General features: G+C 73.0%; 14 protein-coding genes. 8 read left to right on the top strand and 6 right to left on the bottom strand.

What is annotated here, in order from left to right; all coding sequences use genetic code 11:
• On the bottom strand, positions 1-1645 hold a 1645-nt coding region (locus tag E1J50_RS19160; protein WP_132255429.1), incomplete at its 3' end, for a CHASE2 domain-containing protein.
• Between the two features lie 167 nt (positions 1646-1812).
• Here E1J50_RS19160 and E1J50_RS19155 point away from each other — a divergent pair.
• The 6 genes from E1J50_RS19155 (at position 1813) to addA (ending at position 13133) form a co-directional block, all read left to right on the top strand.
• The gene (locus tag E1J50_RS19155; RefSeq protein ID WP_132255428.1) at positions 1813-3072 is read left to right on the top strand and encodes an EAL domain-containing protein; all 1260 of its coding nucleotides are present in this window, start codon (positions 1813-1815) and stop codon (positions 3070-3072) included.
• Positions 3073-3108: 36 nt separating this feature from the next.
• The gene (locus E1J50_RS19150; RefSeq protein ID WP_132255427.1) at positions 3109-3732 is read left to right on the top strand and encodes a FecR family protein; all 624 of its coding nucleotides are present in this window, start codon (positions 3109-3111) and stop codon (positions 3730-3732) included.
• A 104-nt stretch (positions 3733-3836) separates the two neighbouring features.
• Positions 3837-5444 carry a tRNA (adenosine(37)-N6)-threonylcarbamoyltransferase complex ATPase subunit type 1 TsaE gene (gene tsaE, locus E1J50_RS19145; protein WP_132255426.1) on the top strand — a complete coding sequence of 536 codons (1608 nt, stop codon included), beginning with the start codon at positions 3837-3839 and terminating at the stop codon, positions 5442-5444.
• 37 nt (positions 5445-5481) lie between these two features.
• Positions 5482-6231 (top strand): nucleotidyltransferase family protein, encoded by a 750-nt coding sequence (locus tag E1J50_RS19140; RefSeq protein ID WP_132255425.1) that lies wholly within the window; start codon positions 5482-5484, stop codon positions 6229-6231.
• A 288-nt stretch (positions 6232-6519) separates the two neighbouring features.
• A complete protein-coding gene (gene addB, locus E1J50_RS19135) occupies positions 6520-9651 on the top strand; it encodes a double-strand break repair protein AddB (RefSeq protein WP_132255424.1) in 3132 nt (1043 codons plus the stop codon).
• A complete protein-coding gene (gene addA, locus E1J50_RS19130) occupies positions 9651-13133 on the top strand; it encodes a double-strand break repair helicase AddA (RefSeq protein ID WP_132255423.1) in 3483 nt (1160 codons plus the stop codon). Before addB ends, addA begins: the two co-directional genes overlap by 1 nt.
• Here addA and E1J50_RS19125 read toward each other — a convergent pair.
• Positions 13108-14397, bottom strand: a complete 1290-nt coding sequence (locus tag E1J50_RS19125; RefSeq protein WP_245516651.1) for a PQQ-dependent sugar dehydrogenase — start codon at positions 14395-14397, stop codon at positions 13108-13110. The genes addA and E1J50_RS19125 overlap by 26 nt on opposite strands.
• Before the next feature lie 361 nt (positions 14398-14758).
• Between E1J50_RS19125 and trxA the strand changes: the two genes are divergently transcribed.
• Positions 14759-15082, top strand: a complete 324-nt coding sequence (gene trxA / locus E1J50_RS19120) for a thioredoxin (protein ID WP_132255421.1) — start codon at positions 14759-14761, stop codon at positions 15080-15082.
• A 146-nt stretch (positions 15083-15228) separates the two neighbouring features.
• Here the strand turns inward: trxA and E1J50_RS19115 are convergent, their stop codons facing one another.
• The 4 genes from E1J50_RS19115 to trpA form a co-directional block, all read right to left on the bottom strand.
• Positions 15229-16122, bottom strand: coding sequence for an outer membrane protein (locus E1J50_RS19115; RefSeq protein ID WP_132255420.1), 894 nt, complete (start codon positions 16120-16122; stop codon positions 15229-15231).
• 225 nt (positions 16123-16347) lie between these two features.
• A complete protein-coding gene (locus E1J50_RS19110; protein WP_132255419.1) occupies positions 16348-17673 on the bottom strand; it encodes a bifunctional folylpolyglutamate synthase/dihydrofolate synthase in 1326 nt (441 codons plus the stop codon).
• A 31-nt stretch (positions 17674-17704) separates the two neighbouring features.
• Complete coding sequence (gene accD, locus E1J50_RS19105) at positions 17705-18625, bottom strand: acetyl-CoA carboxylase, carboxyltransferase subunit beta (RefSeq protein ID WP_245516652.1); 921 nt, start codon at positions 18623-18625, stop codon at positions 17705-17707.
• A gap of 72 nt (positions 18626-18697) precedes the next feature.
• Positions 18698-19525: a tryptophan synthase subunit alpha gene (trpA, locus tag E1J50_RS19100; RefSeq protein ID WP_132255417.1), complete on the bottom strand. Its 828-nt coding sequence runs from the start codon at positions 19523-19525 to the stop codon at positions 18698-18700.
• 204 nt (positions 19526-19729) lie between these two features.
• On the opposite strand from trpA, the gene E1J50_RS19095 reads away from it, so the two are divergent.
• A complete protein-coding gene (locus E1J50_RS19095) occupies positions 19730-22402 on the top strand; it encodes an MGH1-like glycoside hydrolase domain-containing protein (protein WP_132255416.1) in 2673 nt (890 codons plus the stop codon).
• The last annotated feature ends 79 nt before the right edge of the window (positions 22403-22481 follow it).

Raw genomic sequence — 22481 nt, 5'->3', positions numbered from 1 at the left:
CGGCCCGGGCGGCGTGGTCGGCCTGGTCGAGGGGCGCGTTGAACATCACGTGCACCGCATCGCCGACGATCTTGTCGACGGTGCCGCCATGCTCCATCGCGACCCCGCAGAGGCCGTCGAGATAGGCGTTGAGCAGGGCAACCAAGGCCTCGGCGCCCCGGGTCTCGGTCATCGCGGTGAAGCCCTCGAGATCGGTGAACAGGAAGGTCATCTCCCGCGTCTCGCCGCCGAGCTTCAGCCGCTCGGGCTCGCGGGCGAGCGCCGCCACGAGGTCCGGCGAGAGGTAGTGGGTGAAGGCCGTCCTGAGGCGCGTGGCGTCCCGCTCGACGAGGAGGTGGCGCGTCAGCGTGGTGGCGCCGAAGCCGGCGAGGATCGCGCCGACGGGGAGGGTCGGGTCGAGGAGTAGCCGCTCGCGGGTGAAGGCGAACCAAGCGAAGGCCGCCGCGAGGCCGAGGCCGGCGAGCGCCGCCCCGCCCGCGAGGCGCAAGGGGGCGCGGGCGGCGAGCGTCACGACGAGAAGGGCGATCAGCCCGGCGGCGAGGCACTCGGCGCCCGCGGCCCAGAGGGGGCGCTCGAGGACGTGGCCCGCGAGCATCTGCTCGATCACCTCCCCGTGGATGGCGACGCCGGGCTCGAAGGCGTTGAGCGGCGTCGCGCGCAGGTCCGAGAGGCCGAGGGCGCTCGTTCCCACGAGCACGACCTTGCCGGCGACGTCGCGGCCGAGATCCGCGTCGACGGCCGGCTCCAGCAGGCGCCAAGCCGGGATGGCGTTCCGTGCCAGGGCTCCGCTGTGATGCACGCGGAAGGTCCCTTCGGCGTCGAGGGGCACGTCGAGGGCGCCGACGCGCAGGAGGTAGCCGGTGACGGGGCCGTCGGCGCCCGCGCGCTCCGTGCGCACGAGGAGCGTGTCCGCGCCCTGCGCGACCCGGAGGGCCTCCACCGCGAGTGCCGGCACGAGGCTGCCGCCGCGGGCGCTGAGAAGCGGCACCCGTCGCACGATCTCGTCCGACCCGGCCTTGAGCGAGAAGCTGCCGCGCCCGGCCGCCGCCGCGTCGAGGAGGGGCAGGTTCGGCACGGCCCCGGCGAAGCGGGCGACCGTCGCCGCGGGATCGCCGCCGATCAGGGCGAAGCCCGGCGCCTCCGGCATCCGCGCGCCGTTGTCCTGCGGGAGCAGCCCGTAGCCGAGGACGACGCGGCCGCGGGCGATCGTCTCGGCGAGCAGCCGGTCGTTGTCCGGCAGGGCGTCCGTGCCGGTCTCGACGCGCCAGCCGCGGGCCTCGCGCCATTCCTGCGCGAGGCGGGCGGGCGAGGTCCGGTCGGGCTCGGCGAAGACGGTGTCGAGGGCGATGGCCGCCGGTCCCTGCTCCTGGAGGGCCGCGACGAGCCGGGCGACGACCGAGCGCGGCCAGGGCCATTGCCCCACGCGGCGCAGGGATTCCTCGTCGATGTCGACGATCCGCACGAGCGAGTCCGGCCCGCCGCCCGCGCGAGGGGCGGCCCGCTGACCGGCGTCGAACAGGGCGAGGCGTGCCCGCTCGAACGGCTCCGGCACCGTGAGACGGGCCCCCATCAGGGCCGCCACCGCCGCGAGGCCGGCCAGGGCCGGCGCGAGCCGCCGCAGGAGGGCACGGCAAGGATTTCGCATGGATTCAGCTTCAAATTGTATTTGTCCCGCCCGTCATTCTGCGCGCGAGAACCGATGAATTCGTGAATCCGCAGGATCCGCCGCAGACCTCGTGAAGCCCTTTGAGGTTTGTTTAACGCCTGCGTGCCATCAGGACCTTATCGCCCGTGCCGCGGTCGAGGGACCCCATGCACGACCCCTACGCCCACATCACGCTGCCCGCCGGCACGATCCTGTTCGAGGAAGGGGAGCCGGGCGCCTACGCGTACCTGATCACGAGCGGCCGCATCGAGATCTTCCTGAGGCGCGACGGGCGCGAGATCCCGCTCGCGGTGCGGGGGGCGGGCGAGATCTTCGGCGAGATGGCGATCCTCGATTCCGACCCGCGCTCGGCCTCCGCCCGCGCGCTGGAGGATTGCCTCCTCGTGCCCGTGAGCGAGGCGCAGATCCGCCACCGCCTCTCCGAGACCGACCCGATCCTGCGCCTCTGCCTCGGCGTCGTGATGGCCCGCTACCGCGAGACCGCCTCCCTCCTCAAGGAGAAGGGCGTCGTCGCCCGCCGGGACGCGCCGCCCGCCGGTCCCTCGCCGTCCGCGCAGGCCGATTTCGACGCGGCGATCTCCGCGGTGGTGCTGGAGCGCGAGCTGCGCCGCGCCCTCGACCGGCGGGAATTCGAGCTGTTCTTCCAGCCGATCGTCCGCCTGGGCGGCGAGCAGCTTGCCGGCTTCGAGGCGCTGATCCGCTGGCGTCATCCCGAGCGCGGCCTCGTGCCGCCCGCAGCCTTCATCCCCGTCGCCGAGGAGAGCGGGCTCATCGTCGACGTGACGGACTGGGTCGTCGCGGAGGTCGGCCGGGTGATGCCGGAGATCATGCTGGCCGGCCTGCAGAACGTCGCCGCGGTGGACGGCTCCCTGTTCGTCAGCGTGAACGTCTCCGGCCACGATCTCGCCCGTGCGAGCTTCCCCGGCATGATCTGCGAGATGCTGCGCACGACCGGCATCGCGCCGGGCAGCCTCAAGCTCGAGATCACCGAGAGCACCCTGATGCGGGACCCGGGGAGCGCCGCCGATGCGCTGACCCTCTGCCGCGCGAGCGGGATGGGCATCGCCATCGACGATTTCGGCACCGGCTACTCGTCGCTGAGCTATCTCAGCACGCTGCCGATCACGACCCTCAAGGTCGACCGGGCCTTCGTGCGGGCGATGCTCTCCGAGCCGCGCGACCGCAAGATCGTCCAGACCATCCTGCGGCTCGCCGACGAGATCGGCATCCCGGTCGTCGCGGAGGGCATCGAGGAGCGGGAGGAGGCGGTCGCGCTCGCCGCGATGGGATGCGCCTACGGCCAGGGCTACCTGTTCGGCCGGCCCGTGCCGCTGCCCGAGACGCTCGCCCTGATCCGCTCGTGGAACGGGATGGAGCCCGTCGCCCACCGCCTTCCGGCGGCCTGACGCCGCCCCACCCACAGTGAGCCGAAGGGGACCGTCGTGCTTCGCCTCCCGTCGTTGACCCTGTTCCTCGCCCTCGCGGCCGGGAGCGCCGCGGCCGCCCCCGCGCAGGTCGGCCGGGTCGACAAGGTCGAGCGGCAGGCGGTCGCCGTCCTCGACGGCCAGCCCCGCGACATGACCCTCGGCGGGCCGGTCTACTTCAACGACATGATCCGCACGGGCGGCGCATCCCGCCTCGAATCGCAGCTCGCGGACGGGACCAAGGTCACGCTCGGCGAACACGCCAAGATCACGATCGACGCCTTCGTCTATCGGCCGGGCCAGCGCGGGGGCCGGCTCGACCTCAACGTGGTGCGGGGCGCCTTCCTGTTCGTCGGCGGCAAGATCGAGGGGCCGACCGGCGGCAACGTCGCGATCAGGACCGCGGTGGGCACGCTCGGCGTGCGCGGCACCACGGTCTGGGGCGGGGCGATCGACGGCGGCTACGGCGTCCTCGTCCTCGACGGAATCGTCACCCTCAGGACCGGGCGCGGCAGCGTCACCCTGCGCAAGGGGCAGGGCACCATGGTCTATGCGGGCCGGCCCCCGCAGGCCGCCGCGCCCTGGCCGGAGGACCGCACGAAGCGCGCGGTCGCGACGATCAGCTTCCAGCCCGCCCGCTGAAGCCGGCTTAAGCCGGCGCGCGATTTTGGTTAAGGATCCTCCGCTAAGAACGGTTGCATCCGCGTTCTCCTCACGGGGAACGCCCGCTGCAGGGTTCGGAGGACATGGCGGTGAGTGAGGACGGTCCGGACATCCCAGCGCGCGACGCGCACGGCGCCGCGTCCGCCGAGGCTGGCCCGCCGCCCTGGGAGATCGTGCTGCCCGAGGAGGGCGCGACGGAGGATCTCGGCCGCTTCCTCGCCGAGCTACTCCGGCCCGGCGACCTCGTGGCGCTCTCCGGCGGCCTCGGCGGCGGCAAGACCACGCTCGCCCGCGCGCTGATCCGCGAATTGACCGGCGAGCCCGACCTCGACGTGCCGAGCCCGACCTTCACCCTGGTCCAGCCCTACGAGGGAAGGCGCGGGCAGGCCATCGTGCACGCCGACCTCTACCGCCTGCGCGGACCGGACGAGCTCGTCGAGCTCGGCTTCGACGAGTTGACCGAGGGCGCGATCACCCTCGTCGAGTGGCCGGAGCGCCTGCCGGCCCGCGAGGGCCCGGTCCTCACGGTCGACCTGGCGCTGCGGCGCGAGTTCGGCGAGGGCTCGCGCTTCGCCAGCATCGACGGCAGCGGCGGCATGCGCGCCCGCCTCGACCGGGCGCGGGCCCTGCGCGGCCTCCTCGTGCGGGCGGGCTGGGACGAGGCCGAGCGGATCCCGATGCAGGGCGACGCCTCCAGCCGCGCCTACGAGCGCCTGCGGAAGGCCGACGGCGCGACCGCGATCCTCGTGATCTCGCCGCCCCGGGCCGACGGGCCGCCGGTGCGCGACGGCAAGCCCTACAGCGCCATCGTGAAGCTCGCCGAGAGCGTGCACGCCTTCGTCGCCGTCGACCGCGGCCTGCGCGCGCTCGGCTTCTCCGCGCCCCGGATCTTCGGCGAGGATCTCGGCGCGGGCCTGCTGATCCTGGAGGATCTCGGCGCCGAGCCCGTCGTCGACGCGAGCGGGCCGCGGCCCGAGCGCTACGCGGAGGCCGTGCGGGTGCTCGCCAAGCTCCACGCCATGGAGCTGCCGAACGTGCTGCCGGTGGCGGAGGGCATCGACCACGTCCTGCCGCCCTACGATTCCGAAGCGCTGCTGTTCGAGGCCGAATTGCTGCCCGAATGGTACGCGCCCGCGATCCGCGGCGTGACCCTCGCGCCCGCGGCCCGGGACGACTTCCTCGCCCTCTGGGCCGAGGCCCTGCGCGGTGCGATTCCCGAGCGCCCGACCTGGACGCTTCGCGACTATCACTCGCCGAACCTGATCTGGCTGCCCGAGCGCGAGGGGCTGGAGCGCGTCGGCCTGATCGACTTCCAGGACGCCGTGCTCGGCCACCCGGCCTACGACGTCGCCTCGCTCCTGCAGGATGCCCGCGTCGACGCGAGCGCCGAGTTCGAATTGCGGCTGCTCGGCCTCTACGTGCGCGAGCGGCGCGCCCGCGAGCCCGATTTCGACATGCAGGGCTTCGCCCGCGCCTACGCGCTGCTCGCCGCGCAGCGCGCCACCAAGATCCTCGGCATCTTCGCCCGCCTCGACCGGCGCGACGGCAAGCCGGGCTATCTCGCCCACCTGCCGCGCATCGAGGGCTATCTCGCCCGAAACCTCGCCCACCCGGCGCTCGCGCGCCTGCGCCTGTGGCACGAGGAGCACCTGCCCGGCCTCGCCGCCCTGGTGGCGAGGCCCGAGGCTTGAACCCCACCCCGCACCGACCGGTCCCGCGAGCCCCCGCATGAGCGCGCACGTCACGAACCCGCCCGCCATCACCTGCGCCTTCGTCCTCGCGGCCGGGCTCGGCAAGCGGATGCGGCCGGTCACGGCGACGCTGCCGAAACCCCTCGTCGAGGTCGCCGGCAAGGCGCTCCTCGACCACACCCTCGACCGGGCGGCGGAAGGGGGCATCACGCGGGCGATCGTCAACGTCCACTGGCTCGCCGACCTGATCGAGGCGCATCTCGCCCGGCGCGAGGGCCTGCCGAGGATCGCGGTCTCGGACGAGCGTGCCGCGCTCCTCGAGACCGGCGGCGGGGTGAGGAAGGCGCTCGACCTCGTCGGGCCCGACCCCTTCGTGGTCTTCAACTCGGATTCCTTCTGGCTCGAAGGGCCAGAGCCGAACCTCGCGCGCCTCGTCGCCCAATGGGACCCGGCCGCGATGGACATCCTGCTCCTCGTCGCGCCGACCGCGACGAGCCTCGGCTACGAGGGGACGGGCGACTTCGTGATGGACCCGGACGGGCGCCTGGAGCGGCGCGGCGAGCGCAAGGTCGCGCCCTTCATCTACGCGGGCGTCGCGATCCTGAAGCCGGAGCTCTTCGCGGACGCGCCGGAGGGCTCGTTCTCCCTCAACCTGCTGTTCGACCGCGCCATCGCCCGCGGGCGCCTCTACGGCCTGCGTCTCGACGGCCAGTGGCTCCATGTCGGCACGCCCGAGGCGATCGCGGCCGCGGAAGAGCGGGTGCGGGCCAGCGCACAGGTGCCGTGAGGCCGCGCTTCATTGCGGAACGAAGGGCGAACGAGTACGTGTCATCCGTCCTCGGCGACAAGTGGCGATGGCGATCGGGAGGCGGGGCGACGACGTGATGCTGGCCGGCAGGTTTCTCCGCATCCCCGGGTTGGTCTCGACGTCCCACCTCTCCGGTTCGGGCGAGGTCGCGGGCGCGTCGGCGCACCGGGCGAGGGGGGCGACCTCTCCGGATCGAGCGAGCCCCTCACCCTGTCCCTCTCGGAACGAGAAGGGGCCCGCGCCAGATCAGGGGTGCCACGGTTCTCCATGACGGAATCCCGCGTCTTCACCATCCCGCCCGGCGCGCCCTTCCTGCCGGCGCTCGCCGAAGCCCTGATCGAGGGGCGCCTCGTCGGCGACCTCGGGAGCGATCCGCTGGCGCTCGCCGCCGTGACGATCTACGTGCCGACCCGCCGCGCGGCCCGGGCGCTGGGCACCGTGCTGGCCGAGCGCCTCGGCGAGGCAGCCCTCCTGCCGCGGATGATCCCCCTCGGCGAGGCCGACGAGGCGGAACTCGACCTCGCGGCGAACCCGCTCCTGGAGAACGGCCCGGACGCGCTCCACCCCTCGATGCCGCCGCTGGAGCGGCGCCTGATCCTCGCCCGCCTCGTCCAGGCCTGGGCCGAGACCGTCGACCGCAAGCTCCTGCCGATCGACGACGACGTGCCCTTCCTCGTGCCGTCCTCGCCCTCGGACGCGGTCGGCCTCGCGGCCGATCTCGAACGGCTCATGGACGCGCTCACCGTCGAGGGGCTGCCCTGGTCCGAGATCGGCAGCGCCGTCGAGGCCGAGTACTCGCAGTATTTCGGCCTCACCCTCGATTTCGTGCGCATCGCCGCCGAGAACTGGCCGAAGATCCTGGCCGAGCGCGGCCTCAGCGACCCGGTCTCCCGCGCCCGCCGCCTCGTCCTCGCCGAGGCGGACCGCCTGACGCGCGAGCGCCCAGCCGACCCGGTCGTCGTGGCGGGCTCGACGGGCTCCGTGCCGGCGACCGCCCGCCTGATCGCGTCGGTGGCCGGCCTGCCCCGCGGCGCGGTGGTGCTTCCGGGGCTCGATCTCGACCTCGACGCGGCGGGCTGGGACGGGATCGAGACCGGCGAGGGCTTCGAGCGGCAGATCGCCCACGGCCACCCGCAGGCGGTGCTGCACCGGCTCCTCGGCCCCGGCGGCCTGCGCCTGGAGCGCGGGGCGGTGACCGCCCTCGGGACGCCCGCGCCCGACCTCGCGGCGCGCGTGCGCCTCCTGTCCGAGGCCCTGCGCCCGGCCGAGACCACCGATGCTTGGGCGCGGATCGAGCCGGCCACGCGCGCGGACATCGCGGCCCGCGGCCTTGCGGACGTTACCGTCGCCGAGGCGGCGGACGAGCGCGAGGAGGCGCTGATCGCCGCGCTCGCCCTGCGCGAGACGCTCGAGAGCCCCGGCGCCACGGCGGCCCTCGTCACGCCGGACCGGGGCTTGGCAACCCGCGTCGCGGCGGAACTCGCCCGCTGGGGAATCGTCGCCGAGGATTCGGCAGGGCTCGCCCTCGCCCAGAGCTCGGCCGGGCGCCTCGCCCGGCTCGCGGCCGAGCTCGCCGCGGATCTCCACCCGGCCCGCCTGATCACGCTCCTCGCCCACCCGCTGGTGCGGCTCGGCCTCGACCGCGAGGACGTGGTGCGGGGCGCCGCCGCCCTGGAGATCGGCGTGCTGCGCGGGCCCGCCCCGGCTCCGGGCTTCGAGGGCCTGCGCCGGGCGCTCGATGAGGCGCGGAACCCGCGCGACGGCGAGCGCCGCCCCCGCGCGAAGCGCCGCCTCAAGCCGGTCGACTGGGACCTCGCCGAGGCGCTGGTCGAGCGGCTGGCCCTCGCCTTCGCCAAATTCCCGGGCGACGATGCCCGCGGAATCGGCGACCTCGTCGCCGTGGCGTGCCGCCACCGGGCCGCTTGCGACTGGCTGATCCTGGGGCCGGACGAGGCGCCGGAGGCCGAGCCCGACGCCTCCCTCGCCTGCCTCGACGCCCTGTTCGACGATCTCGAACTCGCCGATTCCGGCCTCCTGCCCGGCCGCTTCGGTGACTACCCCGCCTTCTTCACGGCGCTCGCCCGCGAGCGCGTGGTGCCCTGCGCCACCGCGGCCCCGCATCCGCGCCTGCGCATCCTCGGCCTCTTGGAGGCTCGCCTCCTCAGCGTCGACCGGGTGGTGCTCGGCGGGCTCGACGAAGGCGTCTGGCCGATGAAGACGGTCACCGATGCCTTCCTGAACCGGCCGATGCGCGAGCGCGTCGGCCTCAACCCGCCGGAGCGGCGCATCGGCCAGAGCGCCCACGATTTCGTGCAGGCGCTGGGCTGCCGCGACGCGGTGATCACCCGGTCCGGCAAGCGCGAGGGCGCGCCGACCGTGCCCTCGCGCTTCCTGCAGCGGATGCGCGCCTTCGTCGGCGAGGAGGTCTGGCAGGGAGCGCTCGGGCGCGGTCGGCGCCTCGCAGCCTACGCCGCCGCCCTCGACGGTGGCGCCGAGCCGCCGCAGCCGCGCCTGACCCAGCCGAAGCCGAAGGCCGACCCGGCCCTGTTCCCGCGTACCCTCAGCGTCACCGAGATCGAGACCCTGGTGCGCGACCCCTACGCCATCTTCGCCCGGCACGTGCTCGGTCTCGACCCGCTGGAGCCGGTGGCGGCCCTGCCGGGCGCGAGCGAGCGCGGCACCCTGATCCACGCGATCCTCGGTGCCTTCGCGCAGGCCCATCCCGAGACCCTGCCGGCGCGGGCGGAGGAGCTGCTCTTCGCCTTCGCGCTCAACGCCTTCGGTCCGATCCAGGACGTCTATCCGGAGCTCTACGCGGAATGGTGGCCCCGCTACGAGCGGATGGCGGCGGCCTACCTCCCCTGGGAAATCCAGCGCCGTGCGGACCTCGCCCGCGTGCATCCCGAGATCTCCGGGCGCTGGGTGATCCCGATGGGTTCCGAGACCTTCACGCTGCGCGCCCGGGCCGACCGGATCGAGTGGCGGCGCGACGGGGGGGCCTGCATCGTCGACTTCAAGACCGGGGCGCCCCCGAGCGCCCGCGAAGTCTTCGCGGGCTTCTCGCCGCAATTGACGCTGGAGGCCGCCATGCTGATGCACGGCGCCTTCGAGGGCTTGCCCGCGGTGACGGCGACGCCCGACCTCCTCTACCTGTACGCCTCCGGCGGCCGCAAAGCCTTCCATCCCGTGCCGGTCAAGCCGCCGCGCGGCGACGCGCGCCCCGTCGAGGCGATCGTCGCCGAGCATGCCGAGCGCCTGCGCGGACTCATCGCCCGCTTCCTCACCGGCGAGGCGGCCTACGTCTCGCGCCCCTACCCGAAATACGCCCGCGCCTACGGCGATTACGACCACCTCGCCCGGGTGCTCGAATGGTCGCTCGGCGGCGAGGAGGAGGGCTGATGTCCGCCCGCACCACCCCCGTCCTCGTCGACGCGCTGACGGTCGCCGCCCAGCGGCAGGCGGCGGATCCGCGCGCCTCCGCCTGGGTCTCGGCCAATGCCGGCGCGGGCAAGACCAAGGTCCTCACCGATCGGGTCGTGCGCCTCCTCCTCGACGGGGCCGCGCCCGGGCGCATCCTCTGCCTCACCTTCACGAAGGCGGCCGCCGCCAACATGTCGATCCGCGTCTTCCAGCGCCTCGGCCGCTGGGTGACCCTCGACGACGCGGCGCTCACCGCCGAGCTGACCGAGCTGACGGGCGAGCGGCCCTCGCGGACGATGCTGGAGGCGGCCCGCCGCCTGTTCGCCCGCGCGGTCGAGACGCCGGGGGGCCTCAAGATCGAGACCCTGCACGCCCTCTGCGAGCGGCTGCTGCACATGTTCCCCTTCGAGGCGAACGTGCCGGCCCGCTTCGTGGTCCTCGACGAGAACCAGTCCCGCGAGGCCTTCGCGGTCGAGACCGACAACGTGCTGGCCGACGCGATCGGCACGCTCCACCCGCACCTCACCGAGGCCCACGCCCTCGTGGCCCCCGAGGCGACGGGCGACGTCCTGCGGAAGGCCATCCGCGCCGCGATCCAGGCCCGCCACGTCCTCGGCGCGCGCGGCGGCCTCGATCCCCTGTTCTCCGCGCTCTCGGCCTCCCTCGGCCTCGCGGCGGAGGAGACCGCACAAGCCATCGAGGCGCGGATCCTCGACGGGCTCTCCGACCTCGCCGGGCAGGCGGACGCTCTGCGCACCGGCAAGAGCACCGACGAGGGTCTTGCCGACGCCCTTCTCGACGCGCGCCGCGCGCACGCTGCGGAGGATCCGGTCGGCGCGATCGAAGCCTACCGCTCGGTCTTCTTCACCCAGAAGGACGAGCCGAAATCGGCGAAAAGCCTCGGCACCAAGGCGGTGCCGGAGGGTCTGCGGGAGGCGCTCATCGCCGAGCGCGACCGGCTGGAGCGATTGTTCGAGCGCCTGCGGGCGGCCCGCGCCCATGCCCGGACCCGGGCCCTGTTCACGCTGGCCGCCGAGATCCACCGCCGCGTCGAGGCGCAGAAGGCCCGGCTCGGGGCGCTCGATTTCGACGACCTGATCCACAAGACCCTCGACCTGCTCTCGCGGGTCGGCGCCTCCTGGGTCCTGTACAAGCTCGACCGCGGCGTCGACCACGTGCTGATCGACGAGGCGCAGGACACCAACCCGCACCAATGGGAGATCCTGCGCCGGATCACCGCCGAGTTCGCGGCCGGCGAGGGCGCGCGGCGCGTGCGCCGCACGCGATTCGCCGTGGGCGACCCCAAACAGTCGATCTACAGCTTCCAGGGTGCCGAGCCCCGCGAGTTCGAGGTGACGCGCCGGGCCTGGGCGGGCGAGGCGCGGGCGGCCGAGCACGCCTTCGCCGATGTCGGGCTGACCCTCTCGGTCCGCTCGGCCCGCGGCGTGCTGCGGGCGGTCGACGCCACCTTCGCGGTGCCCGAGCATTATCGCGGCCTCTCCTTCGACGACGCGGCCATCGGCACCGTCCATTCCACCGCCCGCGGCGAGGAGGCGGGCGCGGTCGAGCTCTGGTGCATCGAGGAGCCGGCCGAGGAGGTCGAGCCCGATGCCTGGGCCGCCCCCGTCGACGCGCCCGAGACGAACGCCCCGGCGATCCGGACGGCGCGCCGCATCGCCCGCGCCGTGAAGACCTGGATCACCACGGGCGACGAGCAGGGGCGCCGCCGCTCGCCGGGCGAGATCCTGATCCTCGTGCGCAAGCGCGGCACCGCCTTCGAGGAGGTGATCCGGGCGCTCAAGGGGCTCGGCGTGCCGGTCGCCGGCCAGGACCGGCTCGACGTCGCCGCCCATATCGCGGTCAACGACCTCGTCGCGGCGGGGCGGGCCGGGCTCCTGCCCGCCGACGACCTGACGCTGGCCACCGCCCTCAAGACGCCGCTCGTCGGGCTCAGCGACGACGACCTGATCCGGATCGCGGCCCGCCGCGACCTGTCCGAGACCCTGGAGGACGCGCTCCACCGCCACGCGGACGCGGGCGACGCCGCCGCCATCCGCGGCCGCGCGGCGCTTGCCGGCTGGATCCGCCTCGCCGCCGCGCACGGGCCGTTCGGCTTCTACGCGGCCCTGCTCGGGCCGATGAACGGGCGCGCGCGCCTCGTCTCCCGCCTCGGCGGCGAGGCCGGCGACGCGATCGACGTGTTCCTCGCCTCCGCCGCACAGGCCGAGCAGGGGAGCGACGCGCCCTCCCTCGGCGGCTTCCTCGCCCGCTTCACGGGGTCGGCGGCGCGCGACGGCGGCCACACGGTCAAGCGCGACCTCGAGGCCGGCCGCGACGAGGTCCGGGTGATGACCGTCCACGGCGCCAAGGGCCTGGAGGCGCCGGTCGTGGTCGTCATCGACGGCTGCGAGCCCCTGGGCCGCAACGACCCGCCGCTCCTCGCCATGCCAGCGGGGGAGGGGGCCGCGCTGCCCCCCGTCTGGTCGAGCGCCCGGGCGCATGATTGCGCGGCGACCGCGGCGGCGCGCGCCGAGATCCAGGCCCGCGCCCGCGAGGAGCACAACCGCCTCCTCTACGTCGCCATGACGCGGGCCGCCGACCGCCTCGTGATCGCGCCCTACCGGGGCCGCACGGAGGCCGCCGAGACGGCGTGGTGCCGGATGATCGAGGCCGGCCTGGAGCTCCGGCTCGGCCCCGGCGAGACGGTCGAGACGGAATACGGCTCGGTCACCCTGTGGCGGGACGGCGAGGATGCGGGGCTGAGCCTCGCCGCCGCGCGGAGGGGCTCGGCGCCGGTGCCGCTGCCGGGCTGGCTGCGGGCACCGGTGGCGCCCGAGACGGATGCGGCGCCCCCGCTGAGCCCTTCGGGCAGCCTGCGGGGGGCGGATGGACGGCGCGATTCGGGGCGCCGCCTCGCCGATGCCGAGGCGCGCCGCCGCGGCGTGCTGATCCACGCGCTGCTCGAGCACCTGCCGCGGCTCGATCCCGCGCGGCGCGCGGAGGCCGCCGCCACCTTCGTGCGGGCGCGCGCACCCGGCCTGCCCGAGCCGAAGCGCCGGGCCATCGCGCAGGCGGCGCTCACCCTCATCGACGAGCCCGACCTCGCGCCGCTCTTCGCCCGCGAGGCGCGCGCGGAGGTGACGCTGTCCGGGCGCGTGCTGGCGGAGGGCCGCGAGCGCCCGGTCTACGGCCGGGTCGACCGCCTCGCGGTCCGCGACGGCACGGTGTGGCTGGCCGATTTCAAGACCGGCCGGCCGCCGGAAGGCGGGGCGCCGCTGCCGGAGGCCGACGCGGCTCAGATCGCCCTCTACGCGGCGCTCCTCGGCCGGGTCTATCCCGGCCACCGCATCGTGCCGATGCTCGTCTGGACCTCGGGCCCGGCGATCCGCCGCCTCGGCGAGGCGGAGATCGCGGACGCGCTCCGGGGCCTCGCGGTCAGCCCTCCCGGTTCTTCGGCGTGAGCTTGAGGACCTTGCCGTCCGGCCCGTCCGTGACCGCGTAGATCGCCCCGTCGGGGCCGACCTTCACGTCCCGGATGCGCTCGCCGAGGTCGATGCGCTCCTCCGTCACCACCTTGTCGCCGTCGAGCTTGAGCACCACGAGACCCGCGCTGATCAGGCCGCCGATGACGAAGTTGCCCTTGAAGGCGGGAAACAGCGCGGCGTCGTAATAGGCGAGGCTGGAGGGCGCGATCACGGGGTCCCAGTAATAGACCGGCTGCACCGTGCCGCCCGCCTGCGTGATGCCCTCGCCGATCTTCTCGCCCGAATACTCGATGCCGTAGGTCACGGTCGGCCAGCCGTAATTCAGGCCGGGCCGGGGCCGGTTCAGCTCGTCGCCGCCGCGCGGCCCGTGCTCGATCGTCCAGAGCCGGCCCTGGCCGTCCAGGGTCGCGCCCTGCACGTTCCGGTGCCCGTAGGACCAGATCTCGGGCTTGGCCTTCTCGCTGCCGACGAAGGGGTTGTCCTTCGGGGCGTTGCCGTCCGTGTCGATGCGGAAGACCTTGCCGAGGCCGCTCGACAGGTCCTGCGCCTGCACGCGCGGCCCCTTGTCCGAGCGCTCGCCGACCGTGACGAACAGCTTGCCGTCCGGCGTGAAGACGAGGCGCGAGCCGAAATGCTTGTCGCCCTCGTAGGAGGGCGTCTGCCGGAAGATCACCTTGACATTGTCGAGGCTGCCGCCGTCGCCGCTCTCGGTCAGCGTCGCCTTGGCCACGGTCGTCCCGTTGCCCTTCTCGCGGGGCTCCGCGTAGCTGATGTAGATCGTGCGGTCGTTCCGGAAGCCGGGGCTCAGCGCGATGTCGAGGAGGCCCCCCTGGCCCCGCGCATCGACCTTCGGCACGTTGGCGAGGGCGGCGCCGACCTTGCCGTCCTTGCCGACGATGCGGATCTTGCCGGCCTTCTCCGTCACGATCATGCGCCCGTCCGGCAGGAATTCCAGCGCCCAGGCGCTGGCGAGCCCCTTGACCACCGTCGCGACCTCGACCCGGGCCGCCTCGGCGGGCTTCGGAGCCCGGGTCTGGTTCGGCAGGAGCGGCTTGTAGCCCGTGTTCGGCTCCGCGGTCTCGGCAGGGGAGGAGCCCGCCGAGTCGCTGCTCGGCGCGGCGAAGGCGCCGCCCTCGACGCGGGAGGCCGGCGTCTCGGGCGCGGCATTCTGGGCGAGGGCCGGCAGGCTGAGGCTCAGCGCGGCGACGGTGGCGAGCAGGGTGGGATGGATGCGCGTCACGTGCGGTGTTCCTCCATGCGGTCCGCCTCGCCGGGGGCTTGGTCGCGGCGCGTCCGTGTGGACGGCTCGACAGGTCCCGGGCTTTAAGGCCGGTGCCGCCCGGCGGCGGCCGATGGGCGGGGAGATGGGGCGCAGGAGGGGTCGCGGCGAGGGTCGGGCGCCGCCACCGGGACGATTCGGCCCAGGTTGCGGGTCGGCGCGAGGCCGGGGACCAACCCCTTTCATGAGCCTGGGGCGTCTCTGCTCTGCCCCGGTTGCAGGGCGCCTTGACCCTCAGGGGGAGCGTCGCCAATTCTGCCGCAGTCGCGGCGAGGGCGCCCTGTGAGAGGTCTTCCGGCCGCGAAACCGGAAAGGGACTGTGATGGCGACGGTGAAAGTGACCGACGCGAGCTTCGAGCAGGATGTTCTCAACTCCGCCGAGCCCGTCGTCGTGGATTTCTGGGCGGAGTGGTGTGGCCCCTGTCGGCAGATCGGCCCCGCGCTGGAGGAGATCTCGGCCGACCTTCAGGGCCGCGTGAAGATCGCCAAGGTGAACGTCGACGAGAACCCGGGCATTGCCTCGCAGTACGGCATCCGCTCGATTCCGACGCTGCTCCTGTTCAAGAACGGGCAGCGGGTGGACCAGAAGGTCGGCGCCGCGCCGAAGGGCGATCTCTCCCGCTGGATCCAGACCGCCTCGGCCTAGGGCCGGTCTCCGACGGGACGCCTCGAACAGGAAAGGCCCGGCTCCACGAGCCGGGCCTTTCTCGTCTCTGCGGCCTGCCAGCGGGAGAAAAGCAAAAAGCCCGGCCTTGCGGCCGGGCTTCCTGGTTTCGAGACCCGTTGTTCGGCTTAGTAGGTGCCGAACTTGTAGTTGAGGCCGGCGCGGACGACGGCGAACTCGGTGTCGCGGCGGACGGTGCCGAACTGGTTGTAGACGGGGACCAGACCGCCAGCGGTCTGCAGGCCGCCGACGACCGGGAGCACGGTGCCCCGACCGCGATCGAGGTTCACGTACAGACCTTCGACCTTGAGCGTCACCGCCGAGGAGCGGAAGAAGTTCAGGAACGAGTCGGTCGGGAGCGCGTACTCGACGCCACCACCGGCAGCCCAGCCGGTGAGGAAGTCGCTGCCGCGGGCGACGTTCGCGAACTGGTTCAGGCGGCTGTCGCCCGAAGCGTAGGCGAAACCGCCGGTGCCGTAGAACAGGACGCGGTCGAAGGCGTAACCGATGCGGCCGCGAACGGTACCGAAGAAGTCGAGCGTGCTGAGCACGCCGTTCACCGGCACGAAGTTCGGGTTGATGACGGCCGCGTTGGTGGTGAACGCGTTGTTCCGGCGAGCGCCGAAGTCGAGGTACTGGGCGTCAGCCTCGATACCGACGACCACACCGGCGCCCGGCGTGAACTGGTAGTTGTAGCCGATCTGGCCACCGCCGGTGAAGCCGTCACGCTCCGCATTGCGGTAGGCGAGGGTGGCGTTGAGCGGCAGGATCGCGGCCGGAACGGCGGCGCCGCCCGGACCCGTCAGCGTGACGGGGTTGTTCGCCGTCTGCGTGAAGCCGTTGAGGTTCGTGTTGCCGGCGTCGAAGGCGTAACCGGCGTTGAAACCGGCGTAGAAGCCCGTCCAGGTGAAGACCGGAACCGGCGTGAAGATTGGCGGCGCAGCGCGGCGCGGCAGGTCGGCAGCGGAGGCCGCTGCGGTGAGCGCCGTGAAGGCGGCGAAGGTCGAGAGAAGCTTTTTCACTTTTTGATCCCCAGCATTATGCCCGATCGGTGGCGAAACTAAGGGATTTTCCACAGTTAAGATGTAGCGCTGAGGCCACACCGCCCGGCACTCGACAACTTGCCCGGCGTACCGGTGGAGAACGGGGATGACGGTTCTCCTGCGATCAGGCCGCCGGCAACCACAGTCCCGCTGCCGGCATCGAGCCGGATGCACTGCACGGTTGAAGTGTTCGGCGGGCGCTCGTCAGGTCGGCGGCGTGCCGTTCGCCGTCAGAACAGCGCCCGCGAGGTAGAGCGAGCCGCAGATCAGGATCCGCGGCGGCCGCTCGAAGGCGATGTCCCCGACCAGGGCGAGGGCGGCCTCGACGCTCGGCGCGGTGCGGGCGCTCAGGCCGACGCTGCTGGCGATCTCGGCGACCTCCTCGGCCGGGCGCGCCGCCATCTGGCCGGCGATCGGCACGGCGATCAGCGCCCGCGACAGCCCGACGAAATTGCGCAGGAAGCCCTCCGCGTCCTTGGTGCCGAGCAGCCCGACGATGAGGACGAGGGGGACGTCGCTGCGCTCGCCGAGATCGGCGGCGGCGGCGGCGAGGATGCGGCCGCCGTCGATGTTGTGGCCGCCGTCGAGCCAGAGTTCCGAGCCGACGGGGACGAGGGCGGAGAGGTGTCCGCGGCTCAGCCGCTGCAGGCGGCCCGGCCAGTCGACCTGCCGCAGGCCCGTCTCCAGGGCGGCCGTGCCGATATCCCCGAAGCCCGCCGCCCGCAGCGCCGCGATCGCGGTGCCCGCATTGGTGAGCTGATGGCGCCCGATCAGGCGCGGCTTGGGCAGGTCGAACAGGTCGGTCTCGTCCTGGAAGACGAGGCGCCCGCTCTCCTCGTGGACGGAGAAATCCTGGTTGCCGACGAGGATCGGGGTCGCGCCGACCGATTCGGCGTGGCGGCAGAGCACCGAATCGGCCTCGGCATAATCCTGGGCGGCGATCACCGCCGGGCAGCCGCGCTTGAAGATGCCGGCCTTCTCGCCCGCCACCGCCTCGACCGTGTCGCCGAGATACTCGGCATGGTCCCGCCCGATCGGGGTCACGACCGCAGCGGCGGGCCGGTCGATCACGTTCGTGGCGTCGACGCGGCCGCCGAGCCCGACCTCGAGGAGCAGCACGTCGGCCGGCGCCTCGGAGAAGAGCAGCAGGGCCGCGGCCGTCGTGATCTCGAACACGGTGATCGGGTCGCCGCGGTTGGCCGCCTCGCAGCGGGCGAAGGCGTCGGCGAGCCGGTCCTCGGCGACGAATTGGCCGCCGCCGATCGCCCCGAGGCGGATGCGCTCGTGGAAGCGCACGAGGTGCGGCGATGTGTAGACGTGGGCCGACAGGCCCCCGGCCTCCAGGATCGCCCGCATGAAGGCGATGGTGGAGCCCTTGCCGTTGGTGCCGGCCACGTGGATCACCGGCGGCAGGCGCCGCTCGGGGTGGTTCAGCTTGGCGAGCAGCCCCTCGATGCGCCCGAGCGAGAGATCGATCGTGCGAGGGTGGAGGGCGAGGAAGCGCGCCATCAGCGCGTCGGAGGAATCCATGTCGTGCGTCGCGCTCTCGTGTCGCGTCCTGTCAGGCCGGCTCGGGCACCGGGGCCGTGTTCGGGGCGGGGGCCGCCACGCGGGCGGCGTCCGGGGCCGTGTTCATGAGGAGGCCGCAGATCCGGGCGACCGTCTCCTTCAGGGCGTGCCGGTGCACCACCTGATCGACCATGCCGTGCTCGCGCAGGTACTCGGCGCGCTGGAACCCGTCCGGCAGCTTCTCGCGGATCGTCTGCTCGATGACGCGGGGGCCCGCGAAGCAGATCAGGGCGCCGGGCTCGGCCAGGTGCACGTCGCCGAGCATGGCGTAGGAGGCGGTGACGCCGCCCGTCGTCGGGTTCGTCAGCACCACGATGTAGGGGAGCTTCGCCGCGTTGAGGCGCCGCACGGCGACCGTGGTCCGCGGCATCTGCATCAGCGAGAGGATGCCCTCCTGCATGCGCGCGCCGCCGGAGGCCGAGAACAGGATGTAGGGGGTGCGCTTGTCCAGCGCCGTCTCGGCGCCGCGGATGAAGGCCTCGCCCGCGGCCATGCCGAGGGAGCCCGCCATGAAGCCGAATTCCTGGGCGGCGAGCGTCATCGGGATGCCGCCGACGCGGCCGAAGCCGATCTTGAAGGCGTCGGCCATCCCGGTCTTCGCCCGCGCCTCCTTGAGGCGGTCGACGTAGCGCTTCTCGTCGCGGAACTTGAGCGGGTCGGCCGCGACCTCCGGCAGGGGCACGTCGATCCAGGTGCCCTCGTCGAACATCATCTTGAGGCGGGCCTGGGCGCTCATCTTCAGATGGTGCTCGGAGCCGGGGATCACCCAGTGGTTCCCCTCCACCTCCTTGTGGAAGACCATCTGGCCCGTGTCCGGGCACTTGATCCAGAGATTCTCCGGAGTCTCGCGCTTGAACAGGGTCTTGATCTTGGGGCGCACGACCTCCGAGATCCAGTTCATCGGTTCCACCATCATGAAGCGCCGTTCGCTCTGAGCCGAGGCTGATATCGGTTGCGCGCCCCTAGCCCGCCAGTGTGGCCGTCCTCAGGCGGAGGCCGCGCGCACGCCCTCGGCGAGGTCCCGCACGAGATTCGACACCGCCTCGACGCTGCCCGCCTGCGCCCTGCCGTCCGCGTCGAGGGAGCGGACCAGGGTGTCGACGAGGGCCGAGCCGACGACGACGCCGTCCGCGCCCCGCGCGATCGCCGCCGCGTGCGCGCCGGTCTTCACGCCGAAGCCGACCACCACCGGCAGGTCGGTGTGACGGCGGATGCGGGCGACCGCATCCGAGACCCTGCCGAAGTCCGGCGTCGCCGTGCCGGTGATGCCCGTGATCGAGACGTAGTAGACGAAGCCCGCCGTGTTCGCGAGGACGGCGGGCAGGCGCCGCTCGTCCGTCGTCGGGGTGGCGAGGCGGATGAAGGCGAGGCCCTTGGCGAGAGCCGGCAGGCAGAGCTCGTCGTCCTCCTCCGGCGGCAGGTCGACGACGATGAGGCCGTCGACGCCCGCCCCGATCGCGTCGGCGAGGAAGCGCTCGACGCCGTAGGTGTGGATCGGGTTGTAGTAGCCCATCAGGATCACGGGCGTCCCGGCATTGCCGGCCCGGAAGCGGCGCACGAGGTCGAGGGTGCCCGCGACGTTCTGGCCCGCCTTCAAGGCGCGCAGGCCCGCCGCCTGGATCGCCGGTCCGTCGGCCATGGGGTCCGTGAAGGGCAGCCCGAACTCGACGATGTCGGCGCCCGAGCGCGGCAGCGCCTCCAGCACCTTGAGCGAGGTCTCGGGATCGGGGTCGCCCGCCATCACGTAGGTCACGAGGGCGGCGCGGCCTTCCGCGCGGCAGCGGGCGAAGGTGGCTTCGATGCGGCTCGTCATCGCTTGCGGTCTCGGGCCTCGAGGGGCGCGGGCCGGCCGGGGCCGGGGCGTGCTCAAGCCGCCGCGCCTACACCATCGGGGCGCGCCCGTGAAGCGCGCGGCGCGCGCTATCCGACCGAGCGGCCCCCGCGGCCGTCCCGCGTGGGCGCGGGGCCGGCGCGGCCCATATGGCTGAGCATCGGCCCCGCCAGCCCCGGACCCCCCATGCCCGATCCCGGCTCCGACGCCTGCGAGGCGCCCCGCATCTTCGACACGGCCGAGGGCGCGCGCCTCGCGCTCGCCCGCACCGATGCCGCTTGGCGGCTCTGGGGGCCGTATCTGAGCGAGCGCCAGTGGGGCACCGTCCGCGAGGATTACAGCGCGGAGGGCGATGCCTGGACCTACCTGCCCCACGACCACGCCCGGTCCCGCGCCTATCGCTGGGGCGAGGACGGGATCGGCGGCTTCGGGGACACGCACCTCAACTGGTGCCTGTCGCTCGCCCTCTGGAACGGACGCGACCCGATCCTGAAGGAACGCCTGTTCGGCCTCACGAACGAGGAGGGCAACCACGGCGAGGACGTCAAGGAACTCTACTACTACCTCGACGGGACCCCGACCCACTCCCTGATGCGGATGCTCTACAAGTACCCGCACGGGGCCTACCCCTACGAGCGGCTCCTCGCCGAGAACCGGGCGCGGGGCCTCGACGACCCGGAATTCGAGCTCCTCGACACGGGCCTGTTCGACGAGGGCCGCTACTTCGACGTCGGGATCGCCTATGCCAAGGCCGCGCCGGACGACGTGCTGATGCGCGTCACGATCGAGAATTGCGGCCCCGAGCCGGCCCCACTCTGCGTCCTGCCGCAGCTCTTCGCCCGCAACACGTGGTCCTGGCGGGCGGGCGCGCTGCGCCCGGACCTCTCCGCTGACGGGGATGCCGCGGTCGCGGCCGTGCATCCGGCACTGGCCCCGATGCGCCTCGCCGTCGAGGGGCCGGCCGAACTCCTCTTCACCGAGAACGACACCAACGAGCCCCGGCTCTTCGGCGTCGGCGACCCGGCCGGGTTCTACAAGGACGGCATCGGCCGCTACCTCGTCGAGGGCGAGGCGGGGGCGGTCAACCCGGCCCGGCGCGGCACCAAATGCGCCGCCCTTCACCGCCTCGACCTCGGGCCCGGCGAGAGCCGCACGCTGCGCCTGCGCTTCCGCCCCGCGGGATCGCCCGGCGAGCCCTTCGCCGATTTCGACGCCGTCTTCGCCGAGCGCGAGGCCGAGGCGGACGCCTTCTACGCGGCCCTTCAGAGGGGGATCGCCGACCCGGATCTCCGCTCCGTCCAGCGGCAGGCGCTGGCCGGCATGCTCTGGTCGAAGCAGCTCTACCATTACGACGTGCGGGAATGGCTCGCGGGCGATCCCGCCCAGCCGGCGCCCCCCGAGAGCCGGAGATCCGGCCGCAACAGCGACTGGGCGCATGTGCGCGCCAACGACATCATCTCGATGCCGGATGCCTGGGAATATCCCTGGTTCGCCTCCTGGGACCTCGCCCTGCAGAGCCTCGTCCTCGCGATGATCGACCCCGACTTCGCCAAGGGCCAGATCCTCCTCCTGATCGACGAGGCCTACACGCACCCGAACGCCGCCTTGCCGGCCTACGAATGGGGGTTCTCCGACGCCAACCCGCCGCTCCACGCCTGGGCCGCCTGGCGGGTGTTCGAGCTCGACCGGGCGCTCACGGGCACGCCCGATCACGCCTTCCTGAAGCGCGCCTTCAACAAGCTGACGCTCAACTTCACATGGTGGGTCAACCGGAAGGACGCGGCCGGCCGCAACCTGTTCCAGGGCGGCTTCCTCGGCCTCGACAACATCGGCATCTTCGACCGCTCGAAGCCCCTGGCGAACGGCGACACGCTCACCCAGTCCGACGCGACGGCCTGGATGGCGATGTTCGCGATCAACGTCCTGAGGGTCTCAATCGAGATCGCACGCGATGATCCGGCCTACGAGGACATGGCCGAAAAGTTCTTCGAGCACTTCCTCCTGATCGCCGCCGCCACGGGGGAGGGGGTCTGGGACGAGGCGGACGGCTTCTTCTACGACGTGATCGAGACGGCGGAGGGCGAGCGCCGTCCGATCCGCGTCCGCACCATGGTCGGGCTCATCCCGATCTTCGCCGTCGCCGTCCTGTCGGAGGCGGAGGTCGCGCGCCTGCCCCGCCTCGTCGAGCGGCTGCGCTTCTTCCTCGTGAACCGGCCCGACCTCGCCCGCCTCGTCTCCCGCTGGAACGAACCCGGCCAGGGCCGCACGGCGCTGCTCTCGCTGCTGCGCGGCCACCGCCTCAAGGCGCTGCTGCGGCGGATGCTCGATCCGGCCGAGTTCCTCTCGGACCACGGCGTGCGCGCCGTCTCGCGGAGCTACGCCGAGGCGCCCTTCTGCTTCCCCTACGAGGGCCGCGACCTCGGCCTCGCCTACGAGCCCGCGGAATCGCGCTCGCGCCTCTTCGGCGGCAACTCGAACTGGCGGGGCCCCGTCTGGATGCCGGTGAACTACCTGCTGATCGAGAGCCTGCACCGGTTCCACGGCTATTACGGCCCCGACTTCCGGGTGGAGGCGCCGACGGGTTCGGGGGAGTTCCGGTCGCTGCAGGAGATCGCCGACGACCTGTCGCGCCGTCTCATCGGGCTCTCGGCCCGCGGCCCGGCCGGCCGCCCGGTCTACGGCGAGAGCCGCATCGAGCAGGACGACCCGCATTTCCGCGACCACGTCTTGTTCTACGAGTATTATCACGGCGACACGGGGCGCGGCCTCGGCGCCTCGCATCAGACGGGCTGGTCGGGCCTCGTGGCGCTCCTCATCCAGCAATGCGCGATCGGAACGGCCGACCGGATGCGCCGCTAGGCTCGCGAACCGGAGGGCGCGGCCGGCTCGGGCGCACGCGGACCGTTGCGGCGGGGCGAACCCTCCCGGCACGGGGCGG

Origin of the sequence: Methylobacterium segetis (assembly GCF_004348265.1) — a bacterium.
GTDB classification, from domain to species: Bacteria; Pseudomonadota; Alphaproteobacteria; order Rhizobiales; family Beijerinckiaceae; genus Methylobacterium; species Methylobacterium segetis.
This window is presented reverse-complemented; position numbering and strand designations above follow the sequence as displayed.